This window comes from Niallia sp. FSL M8-0099 (assembly GCF_038006945.1).
In the GTDB taxonomy this organism is placed as follows: Bacteria; Bacillota; Bacilli; order Bacillales; family Cytobacillaceae; genus Niallia; species Niallia circulans.
The window spans coordinates 853,321-876,607 of record NZ_JBBOWF010000002.1 but is presented as its reverse complement, the minus strand read 5'-3'; the positions used below and the strand labels follow the sequence as shown (position 1 = coordinate 876,607).

Annotated in this window: 17 protein-coding genes; 13 read left to right on the top strand and 4 right to left on the bottom strand. The window is 36.8% G+C overall.

All coding sequences use genetic code 11. The annotated features are described in order from the left end of the window. The first annotated feature begins 4 nt into the window (after nt 1-4). The 9 genes from NSQ92_RS18970 (at nt 5) to NSQ92_RS18930 (ending at nt 14,815) form a co-directional block, all read left to right on the top strand. Nucleotides 5-6,013 (top strand): lamin tail domain-containing protein, encoded by a 6,009-nt coding sequence (locus NSQ92_RS18970; RefSeq protein ID WP_341153083.1) that lies wholly within the window; start codon nt 5-7, stop codon nt 6,011-6,013. Nucleotides 6,014-6,524: 511 nt separating this feature from the next. Beyond that, nucleotides 6,525-7,730 (top strand): ROK family transcriptional regulator, encoded by a 1,206-nt coding sequence (locus NSQ92_RS18965; protein WP_047944475.1) that lies wholly within the window; start codon nt 6,525-6,527, stop codon nt 7,728-7,730. 60 nt (nt 7,731-7,790) lie between these two features. Continuing rightward, entirely contained in the window at nt 7,791-9,047 is a 1,257-nt protein-coding gene (locus NSQ92_RS18960) for an ABC transporter substrate-binding protein (RefSeq protein WP_336045134.1), read from the top strand. A 94-nt stretch (nt 9,048-9,141) separates the two neighbouring features. Next, nucleotides 9,142-10,068 carry a carbohydrate ABC transporter permease gene (locus NSQ92_RS18955; RefSeq protein WP_047944486.1) on the top strand — a complete coding sequence of 309 codons (927 nt, stop codon included), beginning with the start codon at nt 9,142-9,144 and terminating at the stop codon, nt 10,066-10,068. A 63-nt stretch (nt 10,069-10,131) separates the two neighbouring features. Beyond that, entirely contained in the window at nt 10,132-10,893 is a 762-nt protein-coding gene (locus NSQ92_RS18950) for a carbohydrate ABC transporter permease (protein WP_341153300.1), read from the top strand. 49 nt (nt 10,894-10,942) lie between these two features. Continuing rightward, nucleotides 10,943-11,956 (top strand): Gfo/Idh/MocA family protein, encoded by a 1,014-nt coding sequence (locus NSQ92_RS18945; protein WP_095322511.1) that lies wholly within the window; start codon nt 10,943-10,945, stop codon nt 11,954-11,956. Next, nucleotides 11,953-12,939 (top strand): Gfo/Idh/MocA family protein, encoded by a 987-nt coding sequence (locus NSQ92_RS18940; protein WP_341153082.1) that lies wholly within the window; start codon nt 11,953-11,955, stop codon nt 12,937-12,939. The genes NSQ92_RS18945 and NSQ92_RS18940 overlap by 4 nt, the downstream gene beginning before the upstream one ends. Before the next feature lie 48 nt (nt 12,940-12,987). Continuing rightward, a complete protein-coding gene (locus NSQ92_RS18935) occupies nt 12,988-13,821 on the top strand; it encodes a sugar phosphate isomerase/epimerase family protein (RefSeq protein ID WP_047944470.1) in 834 nt (277 codons plus the stop codon). Between the two features lie 13 nt (nt 13,822-13,834). Beyond that, a complete protein-coding gene (locus NSQ92_RS18930) occupies nt 13,835-14,815 on the top strand; it encodes a Gfo/Idh/MocA family protein (protein WP_341153081.1) in 981 nt (326 codons plus the stop codon). A 123-nt stretch (nt 14,816-14,938) separates the two neighbouring features. Here the strand turns inward: NSQ92_RS18930 and NSQ92_RS18925 are convergent, their stop codons facing one another. The 3 genes from NSQ92_RS18925 to NSQ92_RS18915 all read right to left on the bottom strand — a co-directional run bounded on the left by NSQ92_RS18925 (nt 14,939) and on the right by NSQ92_RS18915 (nt 17,932). Continuing rightward, nucleotides 14,939-15,397 carry a DinB family protein gene (locus NSQ92_RS18925; protein ID WP_047944468.1) on the bottom strand — a complete coding sequence of 153 codons (459 nt, stop codon included), beginning with the start codon at nt 15,395-15,397 and terminating at the stop codon, nt 14,939-14,941. Between the two features lie 226 nt (nt 15,398-15,623). Then, on the bottom strand, nt 15,624-17,054 hold the full coding sequence (gene hpaB, locus NSQ92_RS18920) for a 4-hydroxyphenylacetate 3-monooxygenase, oxygenase component (protein WP_341153080.1): 1,431 nt from the start codon (nt 17,052-17,054) through the stop codon (nt 15,624-15,626). Between the two features lie 164 nt (nt 17,055-17,218). Further along, entirely contained in the window at nt 17,219-17,932 is a 714-nt protein-coding gene (locus NSQ92_RS18915) for a GntR family transcriptional regulator (protein WP_047944466.1), read from the bottom strand. Nucleotides 17,933-18,096: 164 nt separating this feature from the next. On the opposite strand from NSQ92_RS18915, the gene NSQ92_RS18910 reads away from it, so the two are divergent. From NSQ92_RS18910 to NSQ92_RS18895, 4 genes are read left to right on the top strand one after another with little or no spacing between them, the layout of a single operon-like run. Beyond that, nucleotides 18,097-19,509 carry a glycoside hydrolase family 1 protein gene (locus NSQ92_RS18910; RefSeq protein ID WP_095259281.1) on the top strand — a complete coding sequence of 471 codons (1,413 nt, stop codon included), beginning with the start codon at nt 18,097-18,099 and terminating at the stop codon, nt 19,507-19,509. Nucleotides 19,510-19,534: 25 nt separating this feature from the next. Further along, nucleotides 19,535-20,854, top strand: coding sequence for a PTS sugar transporter subunit IIC (locus NSQ92_RS18905; RefSeq protein ID WP_047944464.1), 1,320 nt, complete (start codon nt 19,535-19,537; stop codon nt 20,852-20,854). 39 nt (nt 20,855-20,893) lie between these two features. Next, nucleotides 20,894-21,199 (top strand): PTS sugar transporter subunit IIB, encoded by a 306-nt coding sequence (locus tag NSQ92_RS18900; RefSeq protein WP_047944463.1) that lies wholly within the window; start codon nt 20,894-20,896, stop codon nt 21,197-21,199. 23 nt (nt 21,200-21,222) lie between these two features. Further along, nucleotides 21,223-21,540, top strand: a complete 318-nt coding sequence (locus NSQ92_RS18895) for a PTS lactose/cellobiose transporter subunit IIA (protein ID WP_047944462.1) — start codon at nt 21,223-21,225, stop codon at nt 21,538-21,540. A 206-nt stretch (nt 21,541-21,746) separates the two neighbouring features. Here the strand turns inward: NSQ92_RS18895 and celB are convergent, their stop codons facing one another. Further along, nucleotides 21,747-23,051 carry a PTS cellobiose transporter subunit IIC gene (gene celB, locus NSQ92_RS18890; protein WP_341153079.1) on the bottom strand — a complete coding sequence of 435 codons (1,305 nt, stop codon included), beginning with the start codon at nt 23,049-23,051 and terminating at the stop codon, nt 21,747-21,749. Nucleotides 23,052-23,287 lie beyond the last annotated feature (236 nt).

Genomic DNA, 23,287 nt, shown 5'->3' with positions numbered 1-23,287 from the left:
GCTTGTGACTATAAAAAAGAGGATAACAAAGAGGGCTTTTGTCATCTTTGTGATGGGGGTTTTTTTCTTTTCAACCTATTTTCCTATTTTTCCAGGTTTAACGATGTATGCGGCAGAACCAACTGGTAAAAAAGTAGAGGAAAACCCGCCAAAGACAGTAGAAAATAACACGGTAGAAGTACCTGAGACTACAACCGACAAAGAGAAGGGAGAAACAGTCGAAGAAGAAAAAGTAGAGGAAAAGGATCAGCATGAAAATGAATCCTCATCTACTTCCAAAGAGAAGAAATCAACTCTGACTGCTGAACAAAAGGAAGAATCAGTAATAGAGGAAGAGGATAAGCCTCAGGAAACGGAAGAGAAGGAACCAGCAAAAGAGGAAATAACAAATAATACGGAACAAAATCAGGAGAAAGCAGAGAATCAACAAGAATCTGTTGATTACACAAAACTACCGCCATTACTTATTACCGAGCTAGCTCCTGATTCGAAAGGAACCGATAACTTCGAATTTATTGAGGTCTATAATAACACTAATCAGCCAATAGACTTAAATAGCTATTATTTTTATTACCAATACATAGGCGGTAATACAGCAGATAAAATAATGTCTATTCCAGCAGCCACACTAGCACCCCAAGAAACCATTGTTCTTTGGTTTAATGTCAAGGAACTTTCAGTAGAGGATTTCAACAAGCATTTTAGTACTTCATTAACAGAACAACAAGTAATTTCCATTAAAGGGGATTTTTCAGGTTTTGCCAATGGTGGTAATCGAGGTGTCCTAATAAAAAACCTTGCAGGGCAGGAAGTAGTATCAGCAAACTATTTACCAGGTGAAACGGACAATACAGGTGCAGATGTTCATTATGCTTTTCCAACTGAAGGTACAGAGATGGTAAAGCAGGAAGTTAAGGCTGCCCCAACACCAGGTGCATTAAGTGATGGACAAGTACCAGCAGAGCAAGTTCCAGTGAATCCCGAAACTAAAGATACAGAAGCTCCTGTCATAACGCATGAAGCAAAAACAACCATGAAAGCAGGAGAGGCAATTTCTATCGAAGCTACTATTGTAGATGATAGAAAAAATCCAACAGCTACCTTGTATTATCAAGGTAAAACAGACACAGAGTTAAAGGTATTAGAGATGAAACAAGATTCAGGCCAACCACAAAAATTCACAGCCAGCATACCTAAAGAGGCTGCATTGGGCAAAGTAGTCTATTATCTGGAAGCTTCAGATGGCATGAATATATCAAAAACATCCGAATATACAATCGAATTAGAAAAAGAACCAGAGAAGGAACCAGTGCAAGATACATATAGCGATCGCCCCCTTTTAATCACAGAACTTGCTCCTAATTCAATGGGAGGAGGCACAGATTATTACGAATACTTTGAGCTATATAATAATTCCAACCAAACATTGAACACAGCAAGTTACTCTTTCTACTATGTATATACGGATAATTCGAGAGAGCCGATTCTCTTTCCATTACCAGCAACTGAAATAAAGTCAAAAGAGAGGCTTGTATTCTGGTTTAATAATGGAAATAAAACATTAGCTGATTTTAATAAAGAGTATGAGGCAAATCTTACAAGTAACGAAGTAGTAATGTTTACAGATCAAACATTCCCAGGTTTCGCGAATGGGGGTAATCGTGCTCTTGAAATCAAAGATGCCAAAGGGAATATCACGATTTCAGCTAGTTATTTAGGTTCTGAAAATGATAATAATGGCAAAGTGGTTCATTATCAATTTCCTCAAGCGGGAACGGAAATGGTTAAGTATAAAGTATTAGCAGATCCTACACCTGGGAAAATAGAAGCAGACCAAGTTCCAACTAATATAGTGGATCTACCTGATGTTCCGAAAGATACGGAACCACCGGTCATTTCTCATCAGGCAATGAAAACAGCAAAAGCATTTACGGCTGTTACAGTAGAAGCAAAGGTAACGGATAATGAGACAGCAAACCCAATTGTGACTTTACATTATAAAAAATCAGCGGATGAAAATTTTAAATCTGTATCTCTTTTAAAGGATACGCAAGGGAAATACTCAGCAACTATACCAGCAGCAGATATAGATGGAGACATTATTTATTATTTGGCAGCTAGTGATGGAATCAACGAAAGCAAAACCGAAGAATATACAATTTCGGTGGAGAAAACAGATATTGATTTTACCAAAGTTCCTAAATTGCTTATTACAGAAATAGTGCCTGATAGTGCTAATGTCGGGACTGCAGATGGCTATGAATACATCGAAATCTATAATAATACCGATAAGGCAATAAACTTCAAGGATTATAAAATTCAATATCGCTATAATGCAGACCCTAATACAGATATGATTTGGCCATCTGTACCAGATGATACGATAATCGAACCGCAAGGCACTCTTGTCTTCTGGGTGATTAATTCTCAAAATGGGGATAAAACAGTAGCTGATTTTAATGCGAATTATGGGACAAACCTTGTCGAAAATAAAGATATTGTTCGTATTAAAAGTGATGGCATGGCCAATGGAAGTATGCGTGGTCTAGTAATTGCCACGAATACAAAAGAAGAGATAAATGTTGCTTATTATAATGATGAGGCAACGCAATTAGATACGGCAATGAATATGGGCGTTCTTTATAAATTCCCGGAGGATGGCTCCACGCAATCGGTCAAAATTAGTTCGAAAACAAAATTAGGAACACCTGGCTCCATAGAACCGTCACAAGTGCCGAACGAGCCAGTTCATGTAGAGGATGATACGGTTCCGCCAACTCTCATCAACGCTACGAATGTTCAAGAAATTCAGCAGATGAATGATTTAACCATTCGAGCAAAAGCAACCGATGATAAGGGAATTAAATCTGTGCTTTTGTATTATCGTACAAATGATCAAACAGATTATGAAAAAATATTATTAACAGTAGATGCGAGCGACAGCGAATATTATGCCACTATTTTATCGGCAGCTAACTTTATTGCGAAAGAGAAAATCGAATATTATTTCGTTACCACAGATGGGCAAAATGAGGTAACATCCGAAAGATATGTCATTACTATTAAAAATGAAATAAGCAATGCACCTATCTATTTAAATGTTAAAGATGATGATATTTTAACTGGAAAAGCAATCTTAAAAGCAGTATCCAAAGAAACAGCCGCTGCAGATGTAGAACTTTTTATTGATGGGAAAAAAGTAGAGGAAAGCACCTACAGCACATTAGAGACACAAGCTTATCTTGCTGTTGATATTAGCGGTTTGAATATGTATTTCAAAAATGCTATTACAATGGGAGAGGAAATAATCCACCTTTTGGATAAGGATAATAATTCTGATTGGAAAACTTTTACGATTCCGATTGACCCTAATAAATTAGCCGTCGGAGAAAATACTATTACCGTTCGCTCGGGGAATAAGGCTTCTCCATTCCAATTAGAAGAAAGTGAAGAAAATAGAGATGATTATAATCTAAGAAATGTAAGGTTAATTTTAGCTGATGGTACTGTTATTAGAGACCCTCAAAAGGCGGATCCTTTTCAAGTATTCGATATGGGGGATGATGGCACATATCGTCCATTCGAAGATTTTACTTTTACGATAACAGAAGAGCAGTCAAAAGCAAAAGCCTATGTCTGGGACACTACGTCTGTTTCTGATGGAGCTTATATTATTAAAGCAACAGATGGAAAAAGGGAAGCAGCTGCTACTGTAAAAGTAGATAATACAGCCCCAGTAATTAAAACAAATATAGAAGCAGAGAAAGAATATAAGGGTGTCTTTACCATTGAAGCGAGTGCAGAAGATACACTTGCTGGTGTAGAATCACTGGAAGTAACCCTTGATGAAGAGGAGATAAAGGTACCATTCGATACGGCTTCTTCCAAGCTTGCTCCAGGAAAGCATACCTTAAAAATGGTCGCAGTAGATAAGGCAGGCAATAAAGGAGAATCCGATATTTCCTTCTCTGTGACAAATGAAAATCCCAATAAGCCAGAATTAATTGCACCAGCTAATAACACAGCAGCACCAGTCGAAGGCAATCCGAAATTGAAGGTAAAGGTAACGGATCCAACAAATGATTCGATGGATGTTACGTACTATAAAGGATATAAATATGAAGCATCGGATAGTAAAGTAAAATCATTTGAAAATGCTAGTGACACAGAACCACCAGTTGAGCTGGCACCAGCAGGGGAAAAGGCATTAACTGCTAAGGATGTTTCAGCGATTTCTTCCTTAGACGGAAAGTATCTAACAACGAATTCAAGTACTAAATTCCCTTATCATCGCTTTGAAGTAGCGCTCGATCCTTCTATTAGTAATCAAGATAAAGTGGAGCTAGTGTGGAACGGAAAATCACTGCAAGGAAGAAAGGTTTCCATGTATGCTTGGAGCATTCAAGAAAATAAATGGAAGCTACTAACATATAAAATTGCGGGTCCTGAAGATTTCACATTAAAAGCAAACGTCGATGTCAGGGCATTTGCTGATGAGGCGAATAAAGTTAATGTGTTAATTCAAGATGAAATTCCAAGCACACCAGATGAATATGATTATACATTTGTTTGGATGTCAGATACGCAATATTATGCAGAGAGCTATCCATATATTTATAAGCGACAAACAGAATGGATTGCGGAAAAACAAGAAGAGATGAAAATTAAATATGTCATGCATACTGGTGATGTTGTCGACGAGTTTGATGATGAGAAACAATGGGTGTATGCAGATGAATATATGCGAACGTTAGAAGAAAATAAAATTCCCTATGGCGTGCTTGCCGGAAACCATGATGTGAACCAATTATCTAATGACTACAAAGAATTCTCTAAATGGTTCGGAGAATATCGGTTTAAAGATAAGCCATTTTACGGAGAATCTTACAAGAATAATCGTGGTCATTATGATTTGATTTCTGCGGGTGGAAATGACTTTATCATGGTATATATGGGCTGGGGAGTAAACGACGAGGATATGAAATGGATAAATGATGTACTAAAACAATATCCAGATCGTAAAGCCATTCTTAATTTTCATGAATACTTATTAGTTTCCGGAAATAGAAGCCCGATTGGGGAAGAAATTTTCCAGAAGATAGTAGTGAAGAATGAAAATGTCTTTCTTGTATTAAGTGGACATTATCATGATTCGGAGACATTAATCAGTGAAGTGGATGATGATCAGGACGGAAAAGTCGATAGAAAAGTCTACCAAATGCTTGGCGACTATCAAGGTGGTCCAGAAGGCGGGCAAGGCTATATGAAACTACTTCATTTTGATCAAAAGAATAATAGAATTCTTATTAATACGTATTCACCATATTTAGATGATTATAATTTCTATGATCCAATAGAGTATCCATTGAAAGATGAATTGGCTATTGATTTAGATTTAACAGTCCAAGAGAAACAAGTCGCTACGGATTACTTTGCAGTAAATGTTTATACAAAGGAAGAAATCGGCAAGCAAGAAAATGTAGCAAGTGGCGAGATTGCTGAAATAGCATGGAAGAATCTAAAAGAAGGGCAAGTATATGATTGGTACGTAGTAGCTTCTGATCATTATACAGGGTCAGTAACTTCCGATATTTGGTCTTTTGTCAAAGGCCAGCCGGCACCAGAAATTCCAGCAGAACCAGGTGATGGAGGAAGCGAGGAGCCAACGCAGCCGAATCCAGGAGGAGATGATGGAGGAAGCGAGGAGCCAACGCAGCCGAATCCAGGAGGAGATGATGGAGGAAGCGAGAAGCCAACGCAGCCGAATCCAGGGGGAGATGATGGAGGAAGCGAGGAGCCAACACAGCCGAATCCAGGAGGAAATGATGGAGGAAGTGAAGAGCCAACACAGCCGAATTCAAGTGTTACCAATCCAAGTGAACCAAAAAATAATCAGTCCAGCATACTCCCGAATACAGCTACAGCAAATTATACAATTATGCTGGTAGGATTAGTGTTATTAATTGGAGGAATGGTAGTTGCTTACTGGAGTAGAATACGTAGAGAAATATAGGATCTGGTTCCATTTATTCCTATTTACGGTTTAACTACAGGGAATTCTAATAATCATTTATCAATAACAATAAAGAGCGGTAGAATCTATTTATTAAAACTATCGCTCTTTAACTATAAAATGTACTATTTTCAATATGATAATAATATATTGGAATTATCTACACTATCTTCACGAATATTAACCTTTCAGCTCCCTTACTTATCTCGCTCTTCATTAAAATCTTACGGTTATAAAAGGAGGTCAAAAGAAATAAAAACAATTATCGTTTGAAAAATCGAATATTTAGATGGTTATGAAAAACATATTTACAACACAAGATATTTATTTTCCATACTTAATAACGACACTAGAAAAAGTAAGTTGATAGAATTTTCCCTATACCACGATTCTCCATTCATTTCCTACAATACTCATCCTAGTCGAACTAATTTATATTTCATTTCAAGTAGCATTTTCATTTCTTTTTAAAGTCACTGGTAAAAGTAAGTAGAGGGAGAGGATTTCATTTGTGCAAAGAACAGGGGATTTAAAGCTCATACAAGAATTAAATCGATCCATTATTTTAGATACGATCCGAAAAAAAGGACCGATTTCAAGAAGTCAGGTTGCAAAAGAAATAAAAATAAGCCCTACTACCGTTACATCAGCTGTCAATGATTTAATTCGTAAAGGCATGGTAATTGAAGATGGTGTTGGTCATTCCAGTGGCGGGCGAAAGCCGGTATTACTTCGCTTTAACCCCAGTAAGCATTCCATTATAGCTATATCTATCACTAATTCTTATATCAAAATGGCTGACATGGACTTAGAAGGAAAAATTTTAAGGAAGAACGTTCATCCAGTAAATCAGCTTCAAGGTGATGATATTATTTTGCTTTTGATAGACTTATTGGAACAGTTTGTCGCAGGGAATGACCGATTAGAGTTTTGCGAAGGGATTTCCATCATAACTCCTGGCATTGTAGATTCCAATAACGGGATGATTGGTTATAACACCAAACTTAAGCTTTATGATGTTCCGCTAACAGAAATGATAGAAGAAAAGTTTAACTTACCAACCTTTTTAGATAATGATGTAAATGCATTTGCGGTGGGAGAATATTATTTTGGTTCTTTTAACAGCTATAAAGATATCATGTATCTCACTATAGGAGATGGTGTAGGCTCCGGTTTGATGATTAATGGGACCATCTATCGTGGATTCAAAGGAAGCTCTGGAGAAATTGGGCATACAACTGTTGTCCCAGGTGGTTCAAAGTGTGAATGTGGAAACAATGGATGTCTAGAAAACTATGTAAACTGGCCAGCTATTTATTCCAGTATCGTTTCCTCCATCCTAACTAAAGGACGTGATACGTTAATAAAAAATTTAATTGAAAATGACGTCCGAAAACTTACCCCTGAAATTTTTATTGAAGCAATTAAACGGAATGATAAGTTAAGTATCGAAATTCTTGATGAAATTATCAGCTACTTATCGATTGCAATTTCTAATACGATTCACTTACTAAATCCAGAAATAATCATAATAAGTGGAGAAGTCGTACAGGATAATCCCTTATTTATCAAAAAGATAAGAGAGAAATTATCTGAAATGGTGATTCCTATATTAAAAGAGGACATAAACATTCAAAGTACTTCTTTGGGTTCGGATTTTGACTTATTGGGAGCGGCAGCGGTCATTCTTCAAGGGAAATTTCGTTTTCAATTATAAAGAGTGGAAAGGTATTAAAAGAATATTCAGTCATTATTAGAGGGAAAATGGAGGGGTATTATGAAAAAGTTATTAAGCCTTTGTATCTTTGTGTTGATCTCCATCATGCTTGTGGCATGTGGCGGGAAGTCATCGGGTGATGGAAAGAAAACGATAGAAGTTGCATTATGGGATGAAAATGTTAGTGCTGCTGTTGATGCATCGATTGAGTCGTTCAAAAAAGAACATCCTGATGTGAATGTAAAAGTTACTTATACTCCGTTTGCGGAGTACTGGACAAAGTTGCGAACAAGTCTGGGAGGTGGTAGTGGTCCAGATATTTTTTGGATGAATGGCCCCAACTTTTATCAATATGTAACTTCTGATTTGATTAAAGATTTAGAACCATTTCTTCAAGGAGACGAAGAGTTCGCCAAGGAAAATTATTATCCAGCCGTTGTGGATCTTTATTCCTATGAAGATAAACTATATGCTGCTCCATATTTTGTAGATTCTATTGGCCTATTTTACAACAAAAAATTGTTTGATGAAGCAGGCGTAGATTACCCTGATGAAACTTGGACTTGGGAAGACATAGAGACAGTTGGTGCAAAGCTTACAAAACCGGACGAAGGAGTCTATGGCTATTTAAATCAAGTTGTGCGAAATCAATCAGGCTACTATAACTTAATGCATCAAGCAGGTGGTTATGTCATCAGTGAAGACAAAACAAAGTCTGGATTTGACACACCAGAAGCAAAAGAAGCATTTGCATTTTTGAATAGATTAATTGAAAAGAAGATTTCTCCGACCGTGCAGGCACAAATCGAAACAGATGCAGATCAGTGGTTCATGTCTCAGAAGGTGGCTATGACTCCAGAAATTTCTGTTCATGCAGCTGAGTATGAAGAGGTTCTTGGAGAGGATTTAGGGGTAGCGCCCCTGCCGAAAGGAAAAGTAGATACATCCATTGTCCATGGTATTGGATGGGCAATGAATAGCAAAACAAAAAATGAAGATTTGGCTTGGGAACTAATTAAAAGCTTATCTAATAAAGAAGGAACAACGGTGATGGCTGAGACAGGATTTGCTACACCAGCCCATATGGAAATTAGTAAGGTTTGGTTAGATTCTCTGCCGAATGTTGATTTACAAATATTCTTAGATGCGCTTGAAAAAGCAGTCCCATATCCAGTTTCCGAAAAAACATCAGAATGGCAAAATATTGAAACAATGGAAATCCAAGGTGCCTTCTTAGGACAAAAATCGATTGATGAGGCTTTAGATAAAATTGCTGCTGAAATGAATGCGATTTTGGAAGAAGAACAGAAGGATTAAGCTGGTTTTAAATGTAATTTCCCTTTTCATTGATTCCTAATGGAAAGGGAAGGGGGGAAATTCAAGAAAGAAGGGAGAGTTACGATTGGAAACGATGGTAGTGAATAAGAAGAGCCCAGAGACTGTGGCAAGAAAGAGAAAGAAATTTAATCGTGAAGCCATTGCTGCCTATTTATTTATTGCTCCCACCATGTTAGGGCTGTTTATGTTTTATATTTTTCCTGCACTTGCCTCATTTGCTTTGTCCTTTACAAAATGGAATGGTATTTCCACGCCGGAATATGTAGGATTGGGAAATTTGATCCAATTATTTACTGATTCTTCCTTTCTTCGTTCGATCATTAATACAGCAGTATTTACCTTTATTTCCGTTCCATTTACTGTCATTATAGCGATTTTTATAGCAGTCATGCTGAATCAAAAAATAAAAGGTATTGTCTTTTATCGTACCTTGTATTTCTTGCCGGTAGTTACGATGCCGGTCGCCGTTGGGATGGTATGGAAATGGCTATATAACACCGATTATGGCTTAATTAACTACATTCTAGGTATCTTTCATCTTCCGCAGCCATCGTGGTTATTTGACCCGAAGATTTCCTTAATATCCGTTATTATCGTCTACATATGGATGAGTGTCGGCAATAATATCATTTTAATCTTAGCGGGACTTCAAGGAATAGAAAAAACGTATTATGAAGCGGCCGACATTGATGGTGCTTCAAGGGCTCGGAAGTTTTTTAGCATTACCTTACCACTATTAACACCTACTATTTTCTTTGTTTTTATAACAGGAATGATTAGTTCCTTACAAGTATTCGACTTATTATTTGTCATGATTGGTAATAGTACAGCGCTACTAGAACCACTGCGTACGATTGTGTATGGCGTTTACGAATCAGGCTTTAAGTATGGTGAAATGGGGATTGCTTCTGCCCAAGCATTTATCTTGTTTCTTGCCATTCTATTGATGACCATTATTCAATTTATTTTCCAAAAGAAATGGGTTTATTACGATTCATAATAAGGGGGGATTTGCTTGAAGCGGGTTTCTAGACATTTACTGCTCATTATCGGAGCTTTTATCATGATTGTGCCATTTCTCTGGATGATTTCTACCTCTCTGAAATCTTTTGGAGAATCCATGCAAGTTCCGCCGACGATTATCCCTAAGGAATGGCATTTCGAGAATTACGGGAACGTCTTTGAAGCTGTGGATTTTTTAAAATATTATCTGAATACGATTATTCTCACTTTAGGTAGAACGATTGGTCAACTTATTTTATGTTCTTTAGCTGCATTTGCTTTTGCACGTTTAAATTTTCCTGGGAAAAATGTTCTCTTTATTTTAATGCTATCCGTGCTTATGGTACCTGCTCAAGTAATTTTAATACCAAATTATGCAACATTAACACAGCTGGGCTGGATTGATACATTCTCCGCTTTGATTGTTCCAGGCATTTTCAGTGCCTACGGTACCTTTTTGCTGCGCCAATTCTTTATGGGCATTCCAAAAGAGTTGGATGAAGCAGCTAAAATTGATGGCTGTTCGTACTTTGGAATCTATTGGAGAATTATTTTACCAAATTCGACACCCGCCCTTACTGCTTTAGGAATCTTTACGATTCTCGCAGCATGGAATGATTTCTTATGGCCGCTTGTTATGACAAACTCTGAGTCAATGAGAGTATTGTCTGTTGGGATTTCCACCTTCTCAGGACAATATTCTACAGACTATCCGCTGTTAATGGCTGGTGCTGTCTTGTCCACGATTCCCATGTTGTTCATGTTTATTTTTCTGCAAAAGCATTTACTGGCAGGGATTGCACTTGGAGGAGTTAGAAGATAGCTAGTTAGAAGGAGAAAGAATTGATAAATAGAATAGGGAGTGTGTGTATATGTTAAAAGCATTAGTTATTGGCGCCGGAACAATGGGGAGTACTCATTCCTTCGCTTATTCAACCATGGATGATGTTCAATTAGCTGGAATTGTGGACAAAAACCTGGAAAAAGCGGAAGAATTGGCAAGAAAAATAGGAGTTCAGGCATTTGCAAGCTATGAGGAAGCGATCGAAAGCCTTGGTGCTGTTGATGTTGTGTCTGTTTGTGTTCCTACTCCATCTCATAAGGAATATGTCATAAAAGCAGCAGATGATTGTTTCCAAGTTGTTTGTGAGAAACCATTGGCTCGCAATTTAAGGGACGCCAAAGAAATGATCGACTATTGCAAGGAAAAGGGCGTGAAGCTTTTTGTAGGTCATGTCGTGCGGTTTTTTCCGGAATACCAGCGCGCAAAGCGAATGATAGAAGAAGGGAAAATTGGCAAGCCAGGTGTTGTAAATACGAAAAGAGGCGGAGGCTTTCCATCTGCTTCTAGAGATTGGTATGCAGACTATAACAGCAGTGGTGGATTAGTGCTAGACTTAATGATTCATGATTTTGATTATTTACGCTGGTGCTTCGGTGAGGTAGAGCGAGTCTATGCCAAAAGTGCCCAAGGAAGAGCGATGGCAAAATTAGACTATGCATTAGTGACACTGCGCTTTGAAAGCGGAGTAATTGCTCATTTGGAAGGAACTTGGGCTCACCAAAATTTTGCAACAAAATTTGAAATAGCTGGAAAAGAAGGAATTATTCACTATGATAGCTCGAAATCAACTCCGCTTGTAAAAGGTATTAATCACAATAATACAGGTTCAGCTGGGGTCGCCGTGCCGGAAAGTCCATTAAAAGAAAATCCATATATAACAGAATTAAAACATTTTATTTCATGCATCAAGAATAAGGAGGAATCGATTGTGACTCCCTTAGATGCGTATAAAGCAATGGAAATTGCGTTAGCTGCTATCGAGTCACTAAAGGAAGGAAAAGTAGTAGAATTGCGTAAACAAGAAATGGAGGTAAGACGATGAGAGTAGGAATTATTAGTTTTGCTCATGGCCATGCGTACGCCTATGCAGAGGCATTAAAGAAAATCGATGGAGTAGAGTTAGCAGGAATCGCAGATGACCAGGAAATCCGTGGTACAGAAGCAGCAAAGAAATACAGTACCAATTACTACTCAAACTATGAAGATCTATTAGACCAAGCTATAGATGCTGTCATCATTACTTCCGAAAATTATAAGCATCATGAACATGTGCTTGCTGCAGCAAAGAAGGGGAAACATGTTTTATGTGAAAAGCCGATTGCGACAAATAGGAAGGACGCATTGCAAATGATTGAAGTTTGCAAAGAAAATAATGTATTCCTGCAAATTGCTTTCCCTGTACGCTTTAGTACACCAATAGCAAAAGCGAAACATATAATCGAGACAGGGGAACTTGGCAGTATTATTGCTATAAAAGGAACGAATCGCGGTACTAACCCAGGCGGCTGGTTCGTAGACAAAGAAAAATCAGGCGGCGGTGCTGTAATGGATCATACGGTTCACCTTGTGGATATTATACGATGGTATATGAATTCAGATGTGAAAGAAGTCTATGCGGAAGTAGATAATCTCTTTTCTGATTATGAGATAGATGATTGCGGAATCGTCACAATGGAATTTGAAAACAATGTGTTTGCTTCTATTGATTGTAGCTGGTCAAGAAATAAGACATTCCCAACATGGGGAGACGTTACATTAGAAATAATCGGGACGAAGGGAACATTGTCAGTAGATGCCTTTGCGCAGAAAAGTGAGGTGTATAGTGCAGAGGGAGCAAAATGGGATTATTGGGGAGATGATATGAACCAAGATCTTGTAGAAGACTTTGTTGCAAATGTGAAAAAGGGAATTGCACCCACTATAACAGGGGAAGATGGCCTGAAAGCAATGGTGGTTGCTCTTGCAGGCTATGAATCTGCGAAAAGCAAAAGGCCTGTTTTGATAGAAAAGAATGGAATCAATTAATCAATAGATATAGCTGTATGAAGGGATGCTATTTAGGGAGGAATAAAGATGCTAAAGGGGATTAATCAGTGGTGCTATCCCGATGATACACCATTAGAGATGGTATTTAAGTACAGTCATGATGCTGGCTTTGATGCAGTAGAGCTCAATGTAAGTATAGATGGCATTGGGCTTACAATGAATACGTCAAGGGAAGAAGCAAAACAAATTCGAGAAATGGCTGAGCATTATCGTTTACGTTTAAGCAGTATTTCTACGAATCTATTATGGAAGTTCCCTCTTTCCCATCGAGATGAGAAGGTGCGGGAACAAGGGAGAAAAGTGGTAGAAAAACAAATAGAGTTAGCCGGATATATTGGGGCAGACACTGTTTTAGTTGTCCCAGGGGTAGTTAATGAAGAAACGTCTTACCTTGATTGTTATAGGCGCAGTCAAGATGAGTTAAGAAAAGTTCTGCCATTAGCTGAAAAACACAATATTCATGTGGGAATCGAAAATGTATGGAATAAATTTCTACTTTCTCCTTTAGAAATGGCAAGGTATATTGATGAGTTCTGCTCCGATTATATTGGTGCTTATTATGATGTCGGCAATACATTACAATATGGCTATCCAGAACAATGGATTGCCATATTAGGGGAGCGAATCCGAAAAGTTCATGTTAAGGATTTTAAACTGAACGTTGGGAATATTACTGGCTTTGTTCCATTATTAGCAGGGGATGTAAATTGGGAAAAAGTGTACCAAGCATTAAAGAACATAGGCTATAAGGATACAGTAACCGCTGAAATACCAGCCTATGCATTTGGGCCAGAGTATCTTGCCCAAGACACATCCAAGCATCTGGATGTCGTGTTAAATCTGAAAAAGGTTAGCCCTTAGAGGAGTGTCCGCTATGAGAAAAGTTCGTGTAGGCTTTATAGGTGTCGGGGGGATTGGATCCGTACATTTGAAGAATATTGCTTTGATTGAACAGGCACAAATGGCAGCGGTATGTGATATATCCGAAGACCAAGCAACAGATGTAGGGAAGAAATATCATATTCCAGCATATACAGATGTAGACAAGATGCTGGAAGAGACCGCATTGGATGCACTTTTTATATGTGTCCCTCCATTTGCCCATGGGGATATCGAGGAAAAGGCTGCTAAAAAGGGCATTCATATTATGGTAGAAAAACCTGTTGGATTAAATCTGGATAATGTAAAGAGAAAATCTGCGGTTATTAAAGCTTCTGGGATTATTTGTGCTACAGGATACTGTTTACGGTACTTAGATACAGTGGCAAAAGCAAAAGAGTATCTACAAGGCAAACAAATTGCGATGGTTAACAGCTATTATTTAACAAAATTTGTTCCAACTCCATGGTATCGGGAACAATCGAAATCAGGTGGACAATTAGTAGAACAAGCCACACATATTTTGGATTTAATTCGCTATTTAGCAGGAGATATAGATAAAATCTATGCAAATATGAATCTATTGGTTTCAAAGGATATTCCTCATATTGATATACCAGATGTCACTTCGGTCAATTTCACTTTAAGGAACGGGGCAATCGGCCAATTAGGCTGCTCTTTTATACAACCAGATCACCGGATGGGTCTAGAAATTTTAGGGAAGAATTTCCGTATTGCTTTTAACGGTTCCAATATAACGATTACAGATGAATTTTCAACTACTACGTATCGACCAAAGTTGAATTATTATGAGGCCCAGGATCGAGCTTTCATGGAAGCGATTGCTGCCAATCAGCCAGAATTAATCCTGTCATCCTATGAAAATGGTGTTCAAACATTAGCTGCTACCCTTGCTGCAAATGATTCTCATGAAAATGGAGAGCCTATTTCTTTAAGTAATTATTATTCTTTGTAAAAAATTTCTATTGATAAAATGACAATATGACTTTTTTAGATTGACTTCCTATTTATAACCCCGTTCTAAAAGGAGAACGGGGTTATAAATATAGCATGTAGATTTTGATGTGTGTCTTTTCTTTTAATAAGATTTTTCGATTAAGATTTGAGAGTGAATATGGTGTTCCATATGCTCAAGATAATCTTGTATCAGCCACTCTAGTGTTTTATGCTGATTATTTCCTATGTCGCAAAGATAGGAAAGCTTTTCGTGCGGAACATTTTTCACAATATGAACCATTTGTTTATGGAGTGCTTGATACAGATCTATTATGTCATCAAGTGGTCTATCCTGATAATTTTGCATCTTTACCCAATGATCTTGGTCATATGATTGGATAGCATACACTGGTTCTTCATATTGAATTTTGATAAACCTTTCTATATTATTTATCGCTGAATCACAAAGATGCCCTAAAATTTCTTTTTTTGACCATTTGTTTGGCATGGGACGATGAGAAGAACTATTTTCAGACATAGATTTGAATTCTTCTGGTAATCTTTTTATCCAATAATTTATTCCCTCCACAACCTTTTGCATGATTCCATTCCTCCTTTTTTTTTAAAATGTAATATTCGATTGCCATCTGTAATATTCCTTTATTGTTCCTGAGTTAAAAGTATGACTAATGTATGAAGGATTTATTGACAAAAAAAATGCGACGGCTGAATTTAGGAGGAAAAGGGAGAGGCGCTCATTAGTTATTAACCTTATGTAGAAGGGCTGCCCATATGTAGTCCTTGCCATTTGGGCAGCCGTTGATAACTCATTCTGTCAAAAATTCATTAATTCTCTCCACATAATCACTTTTGGGGTAGTTATTATATAAAAATCCAGAAAGGCGGACAGGATCGCCAAAAAAATATCGCTCATATTGTGTCTGTCTTGTGCCGAAGGAACTCATTGTTAAATCCCAAGCTAATCGAAAGATTTTATTGCGTTCATCTGCAGATCTGCACGTTGCTTGGAGATATTGATTTAAATCTTTCCCAACTTCTGAGTGAAACATTTTCTCTGTTGGCAGCGATACTAAACCGCTGGCGCCAATTAGTTGAAGGATTTCGGAAAAACGAGGATAAATTTTTGGGAAAATATTACTAGCAACTAGCAGGATGGTTTTGTTTGGAATCATAAATCCTTGGTCATTTAGAAGAGCATCGTTCTCTGCCTTTTCTATTAGTGCTTTCAACGTTTCTAATCCAATAATGATTTCGGCCATTTTTTCTTGGATATGTTGATATTCGCCTACATTAATTGTGTTTATCATATTTTCCGCTAAGCCTAAAATAAACTCTGTTTTGACAATTTGTCTAGTAATAACTTGATGATAAGCAAATGAATTAAAAGAACTTTGGCTTAAAAACATATTTGCAGTTTCCAGATCTTCGTGGAAAAAAACACGTTCCCATGGAACAAGGACGTTATCAAATACAACAATAGAATCCATTTCTTCAAATCGCGAGCTTAATGGATAATCAATAGTAGATTCTCCTCCCACATAGGATTCTCTGCATAGAAACCTTACTCCTTTAGTGTCTGAAGGTATTGCAAAAGCAAATGCTTCCTCTTTCGCGAATCTGGGTGCTCCGAAAACCAACAGTTCATCGGTGAGACCACCCTGTGTGGCTAGGAGCCGCGCCCCTTTAATGATTAGTCCCTTATTATTTTTCTCGATTATTTGAGCAGAGATTGGCTCGTTGGAATATTCTAGATACATACTCGAGCGATTAACTTGAGGTGTTATAAAAGTATGGGTGAAGCTAAGATCCTTTTCTCTTGCCGCTTCGTATAAGGATTGGATATGCTTAGGGTAACAATTTTCCTTTCCTTCTAAAAGGGAAGCAGAAGTGGCAAAACTCATGATTACTGTATTCAAATAATCTGGGCTCCGTCCCATCATTCCTGCTGTTTCCTTAGCCCACCGTTCGATCATCTTTCTTCTTCTTCGCAAATCCTCTTTTGTCTTCGGCTGTAAGTATGACATACCTATAGAGTCCCCGGATAGTGGGGATAAGAAAGTCATTTCCTCCTTTAAGTTAGGCTGACATTGTAAATCATAAAGAGAAGCTTTTGAATGTAGCATCCCTTTAAAGGCAGGATGGTTAGAGAGGTCCTGGACTTTTTCCCCATCTAACCAAATTTCTGTAGATAGACCGCTGATTCGTGATAAATATGTCTTTCCATTCACTATTCCCATTTTTTCTTCTCCCTTATTCATTAATAAAATGGATATAAACTATTTTATTATTTTATTAATGAATATAGTCCTCAGTTCCAGTTAATTGGATAAAGATGGGGATATTTCTTCTCATCTGATTTGGGAAAATAGGTTTCCGGGTTGCTCTCCTCTTTAATTCCTTCTTAGTTATGAACAAAAACTGTTTCAAAAACAAAACTCTCGTGCAGATGGCGTGTGATCGAGTATTCGAATATTCTTCCATCTTCTAACTGGGCTAATTTTTCGATTTCCATCATGAAGGAGTTGTCTGGAATCTTTAGTAAAGAAGTATCTTCGCTATTTGCTTTGTCTCCTCTAATCCAGACATGGGTGCTATGCGTTTTCAGCTTTAATTCCTCGCGAATATAATTATAGATAGATCCTTCTAGATGTTTTGGCTCTAATCCAGTAATAATAGATAAGGGCATGTATGTATGTTCCAGCGAATAAGGTTTATTATTAATATGCCTTGTTCGAATAATTCGATAAATGTATTCGTCATCAATCTCAAGTTTTTTGGCAATTTCTAAGGAAGGTTTTTCGATCGAAAAAAGAATGATTTTTGAGGAAATGTTCTCTTTTCCAACAATGTTAGATAAGCCTTCTGATGGACCTAATGCAATAGCTTCACCGTTAGTAGAAACCCCTTTCACATAAGTTCCAGAACCTCTACGTCTAACAACCATTCCTTCTTTAACAAGAATATCTAATGCTTTTTTTACTGTCAGTTTACTGCATTTGTAATAATCAGCAAGCGTATCCCCATCAGGTAACTTTTCATTTATCTCATATTCATTATTATTTATCTTATCTCTAATATCTGTATATATTTCCATATATTTAGGTAGTTGGCTCAAGTTAAATCCTCCATTTTGTAACGGTTTTACATTTAATAAGTATACCATATAGTTAAAAACAAGTATATAAATCACTAAAGATATATACTTTTTATTAAAGGTATTTACTTATATTAAAAAGAGTGATATAGTTTGTTCGTAAAGGAATGAAGGAGGCATTTATTATGAAAGAAATGTTAACGTTTCCGAGTGATTTTTGGTGGGGAACGGCTTGGTCAGCTGAGCAAGCAGAAGGTAGAGGTAATACAGGAAAAGCTGAAACAGTTTGGGAACATTGGTTTAAAACGGAACCATCACGTTTTTATCAGGGGATTGGACCTGAAGTAACAACTGATCATATAAATCGATACAAGGAAGATATTCAATTAATGAAGGAAACAGGGCATAATTCTTTCCGCATTTCCATCTCATGGGCAAGGATGTTTCCAGATGGTGGAGTAGGAGAAAGAAATCCAAAGGCAATTTCTTTCTATCGAGACCTTTTGACTGAAATGAATGAAAACGGTATCAAACCTTTTGCTAATCTTTATCATTTTGATATGCCGTATGTACTTCAAGAAAAGGGAGGATGGGAATCACGTGAAGTGGTTAATGCATATGTGAACTTTGCAACTGCTTGTTTTGAAGAGTTTGGTGATTTGGTTTATCATTGGTTCACATTTAATGAGCCGTTAGGGCCAATTTTAGGAAGTTATTTAGAAGATTTTCATTATCCAAATTTAGTAGATTTCAAGCGTGGCGCACAGGCAGCATTTAATACTATATTGGCACATGCGAAGGCTATTCAATCTTTTAAGGAAAAGCAACTGCCTTCTAAGATAGGAGTAATATTAAACTTAAGTCCAACTTATCCGAGAAGCCAAAATGAGTTTGATGTAGAAGCAGCTGAAATTGCGGATGCCTTTTATACAAGAAGCTTTTTAGACCCCATGGTTAAAGGAACATTTCCAAAGAAATTGGTAAAAATATTGCAGGAATATAATCAGATGCCATCATATGAAGAAAACGATTTAAAAGTAATTGCGGAAAATACTTCTCAAATTTTAGGGTTGAATTATTATGAACCAAGAAGAGCTAAGGCACGCCTGACAGAAATTAATAAAAAAAGCCCTTTTTTACCAGAATGGTTTTTTGAACTTCATAATATGCCAGGGAAAAAAATGAATGTGTACCGCGGATGGGAAATTTATGAAAAAGGTATCTATGATTTATGTATAGACATTAGAGATAATTACGGCAATATAGAAGCTTTTATATCTGAAAATGGTATGGGAGTAGCGAATGAAGAACGATTTCTTAATGAGCATGGACAAATTATAGATGATTATCGAATTGAGTTTATTAAAGATCATCTCGCCTATGTCCATAAAGCCATTCAAGCAGGCTGCCATATCAAAGGATATCATTTATGGACATTTATTGATTGCTGGTCATGGATTAATGCTTATAAAAATCGATATGGACTAGTTTCTCTTAATTTAGAGACACAAGAAAGAACAATCAAGAAAAGTGGAGAATTTTATAAAAAAATGAGCATGGACAATGGATTTGAGTACGAAACGAGTAAATTGGGATAAATAAAATATAAAGGGTGGATAGATCATGAATAACTCAACAAAGCAAGGTATTGCAGATCGGTTTGCTTTTGTTGCACAAAAATTAGGAGCGCAGATTCATCTAAGAAGTCTACGCGATGCCTTTGCATCGATTATGCCATTTATGATACTAGCTGGATTTATGACTCTGATTAATTATGTCATATTAGAGCCAGCTGGATTTATGGGGAATTTGGTTAATCCTGATACTTTAACAACCTGGCAATCTATTGGGGTATCAATTGCTAACGGTACACTGAATATCATGACACTTTTAGTAGCTGTTGCCATTTCTTATCATCTATGTGTAAATAGGGGATATAAAAATGTAATAGCTCCGATCTTAGTTGTTCTTTCTACAATGATAGTAGTTACACCATTAACAACGACTTTTTCACCAGAAGGATCAACCGAAAGCTTTCTTATTTCTAATGTGATTCCTGTGAGTTATACAAGCGCATCAGGAATGTTTGTTGGAATTATCGTAGGGCTGCTTGCAACCGATTTATTTATAAAATTATCTTCAAATAAAAAAATGCAAATCAATATCAGTGGGAATATACCACCGGCAGTTATTAAATCTTTTAATGTGTTAATTCCGATTATGGTGAATGTTATTATCTTTGCAGTTGCATCCTTTTTATTAAATCAAGTATTTAATATGGATTTTAATACTTTAATATCCACCATTATTACTAAGCCATTAAGCTATGTGACAACCAGTTTACCAGGGTTCTTATTAATTACTTCTATCGCTAATTTGTTTTTTGGATTCGGTATCCATCAGGCAGTTATTTCCGGAGCGCTTTTGGATCCCTTTTTATTACAAAACATGCAAGATAATATGTTAGCATACGCTAATCATCAAGAGATACCCCATATAATTAATATGGCCTTTAAAGATACCTTCGCTGTTATGGGGGGTTCTGGAAATACGATTGCATTGTTAATTGCCATTTTTATCTTTAGCAGACGTAAGGATTATAGAGATATTTCGAAAATGTCCTTAACACCTTCTATCTTTAATATTAGTGAGCCAATTATATTTGGGCTGCCAATTGTATTTAACCCAATGTTAATTATTCCATTTGTTCTTGCTCCAATTTTTTCTTTATCAGTTGCCTATTTTGCGACAGCTTTAGGTTTAATAAATCACGTGGTTGTTCAAACCCCATGGACTACACCACCGATTATTTCAGGATTCCTAGCTACAGGAGGTGACTGGAGAGCATCTGTCTTACAATTATTGATCATCATAATAACAGTATTTATGTATCTGCCATTTTTAAAAGTAGATGAGAGAGTAAGTGCGATGCAGAATAAATAAGGAATAAAAACAGTCTATTCTATAGGAGGAGTGGTTTGTATGAAAAATATTTTATTAGTATGTAATCAAGGAATGTCTACGAGTTTTTTAGTAGAAAAAATGAAGCAGGCAGCAAAAGAGCAAAGCATAGAGGTAAATATTTGGGCGGTTTCAGATGCAGAATTACATGAAAACTGGGAAAAAGCAGATATTGTTTTATTGGGACCACAGGTAGGATATTTAAAAAGCAATACAGAGAAAGTAGTCGGTAATAGTATTCCTGTTACTGTCATTGATTTTGTTGATTATGGAAGAGTAAACGGAGCGGCAGTTCTTAAGACCGCATTAGAAATGATAGAAAAATAGTTTATAAGAGGCGAGGGATTGGAATGGAAGGAACAGAACTAATTGCTTTTCAAATCATTGGGAATGTTGGGATGGCGAAGACAAAGTTTATAGAAGCACTAGCTCAAGCGAAAAACGGTGATTTTTCCAGTGCAGCTTCATTGATGAAGGAAGGATCGGACCTTTTGGTTGAAGGCCATAAAGTTCATGGTGAATTAATCAAAAATGAGGCTGCGGGTAATAAAACAGAATTCTCCATTTTATTAATGCATGCAGAAGATCAATTTATGAGTACAGAAACAATTAAATTGCTCATTGCAGAAATGATTGAATGGAGGCAAGAACTAAGTACCGTTAACTGAAGTTGGAAATAAAGGGTTTATTTTGAAGTATCTGCTAAGTAGGATAACTATATATTTCAAGACCTTTTAGGAGGATAGCGGCCATACTATCCTCTTTGCATTTATTATTTTTTAAAATTATTGGTGCTACTTCATCTTGAAGCTTGTTCACACATTCTCATTAAAAAAGAAGACTGTTTCACTCCCCTTAAACCGTCTATCTGTTTCTAGTTTGCTATTTTCTTCTCTTTGGATGCAGGAATTGTAATTTCAGAACGAAAGTATTGTTTATCTAAGATGGCAAGGAACGGAATCCAGATTACTACGACGATTGCTAAATTAACGAGTTGAAGAATTCCACCTGCTATTGAATTAGTAACAAGCATCCCACCGATAAATATGGGCGTAGTCCATGGGACGTGTACCCCTGTCGATACGGGGACAAGCCCTGTTGCCATGGAGAAATAGGTAACGATTGTTACAACAACTGGAGATAAAAGCCATGGAATGATAATTAAAGGGTTCATAACAATTGGCAAACCAAAAATAATGGGTTCATTTACGTTAAATATCGATGGTCCTCCCCCCAGCTTCCCAAGTTGTCGTAATTGCTTACTTTTGGTAATGAAAAAGATACCAAGAATAACGGCCATTGTCATTCCAGTTCCGCCCATTCCAACGATGAACGTATCAATGAACTGATTATTAACAATATTGGGCCGCTCTAAACCAGCGTTAAAGGCTTCAAGATTTTCTAAAGAAAGAGTCATCCAAATTGGGTCCATAATGGAATTCACAATGATTTGGCCATGCAGTCCAAAAAACCAAAATAACTGAATGATTAAAACGGCGATAATGGTTGCGGCAAGCCCGCTTCCAAGAGAGGTTAAAGGTTTTTGAATCACAGTGAAAATAAAATTTTGTACCGTTTCAAAGGATGTGTAGCTAAATAGGATACGAATTAAGAGAAATATTGTTAAGGTGAAGGTAATAGGAATTAAAGAACTGAAAGATTTCGATACGGCCTCAGGCACACCATCTGGCATTTTTATGGTCCAGTTTTTTTGTAAAAAGAAACGATATAATTCAACCGATAAGAAAGCGGTGAAAATTCCTAAAAACAGACCTTGTGCACCTAATGCTGCAGAAGGAATAACACCAGAAACGCCTTCCAATACTTGTGGAGTTAAGATAATGAATGCCGCAATCGATGCGAAACCGCCATATAGCCCATCCATTTTATAATATTGCGTTAATTTAAAGCCAATCCCACATATTACGAATAGTCCCATAATACTTAATGTAGATGCAGAAGCTGGACCTAGCGCATTTTTATAAGAGGTAACAGCACCCTCATTCAGGATTTTATCTAAAAAGGGCAAATTAGCTAAAACAATAAAGATTGATCCAAATATAATCATAGGTAAAGCACTCATAAATCCGTCACGCAGTGCACCAAGATAACGATTTGTATTTAATTTCCGGGCTATTGGCAATAATATTTTTTCTAAAAAGGTAGTGAATTTATCCATTAACAACACTCCTCTAAATATTTTTTAAACGCTTACAAAAAAGAATGAAGCTTTAACGAAAGCCTGTTTGTAAAAAATATCTGTATGATAGCAATACTAAACTAAAAAATAGGAATGAATAAAGCACTCTTACTGGACCACCTCCCTTTTGCTAAAACATTTTCAACTATCTTTTTACTATTCAGTTTAGTTCAAGCTGTTTATAAACTACAGCTATGCTTTTTCCGTTTAATTTG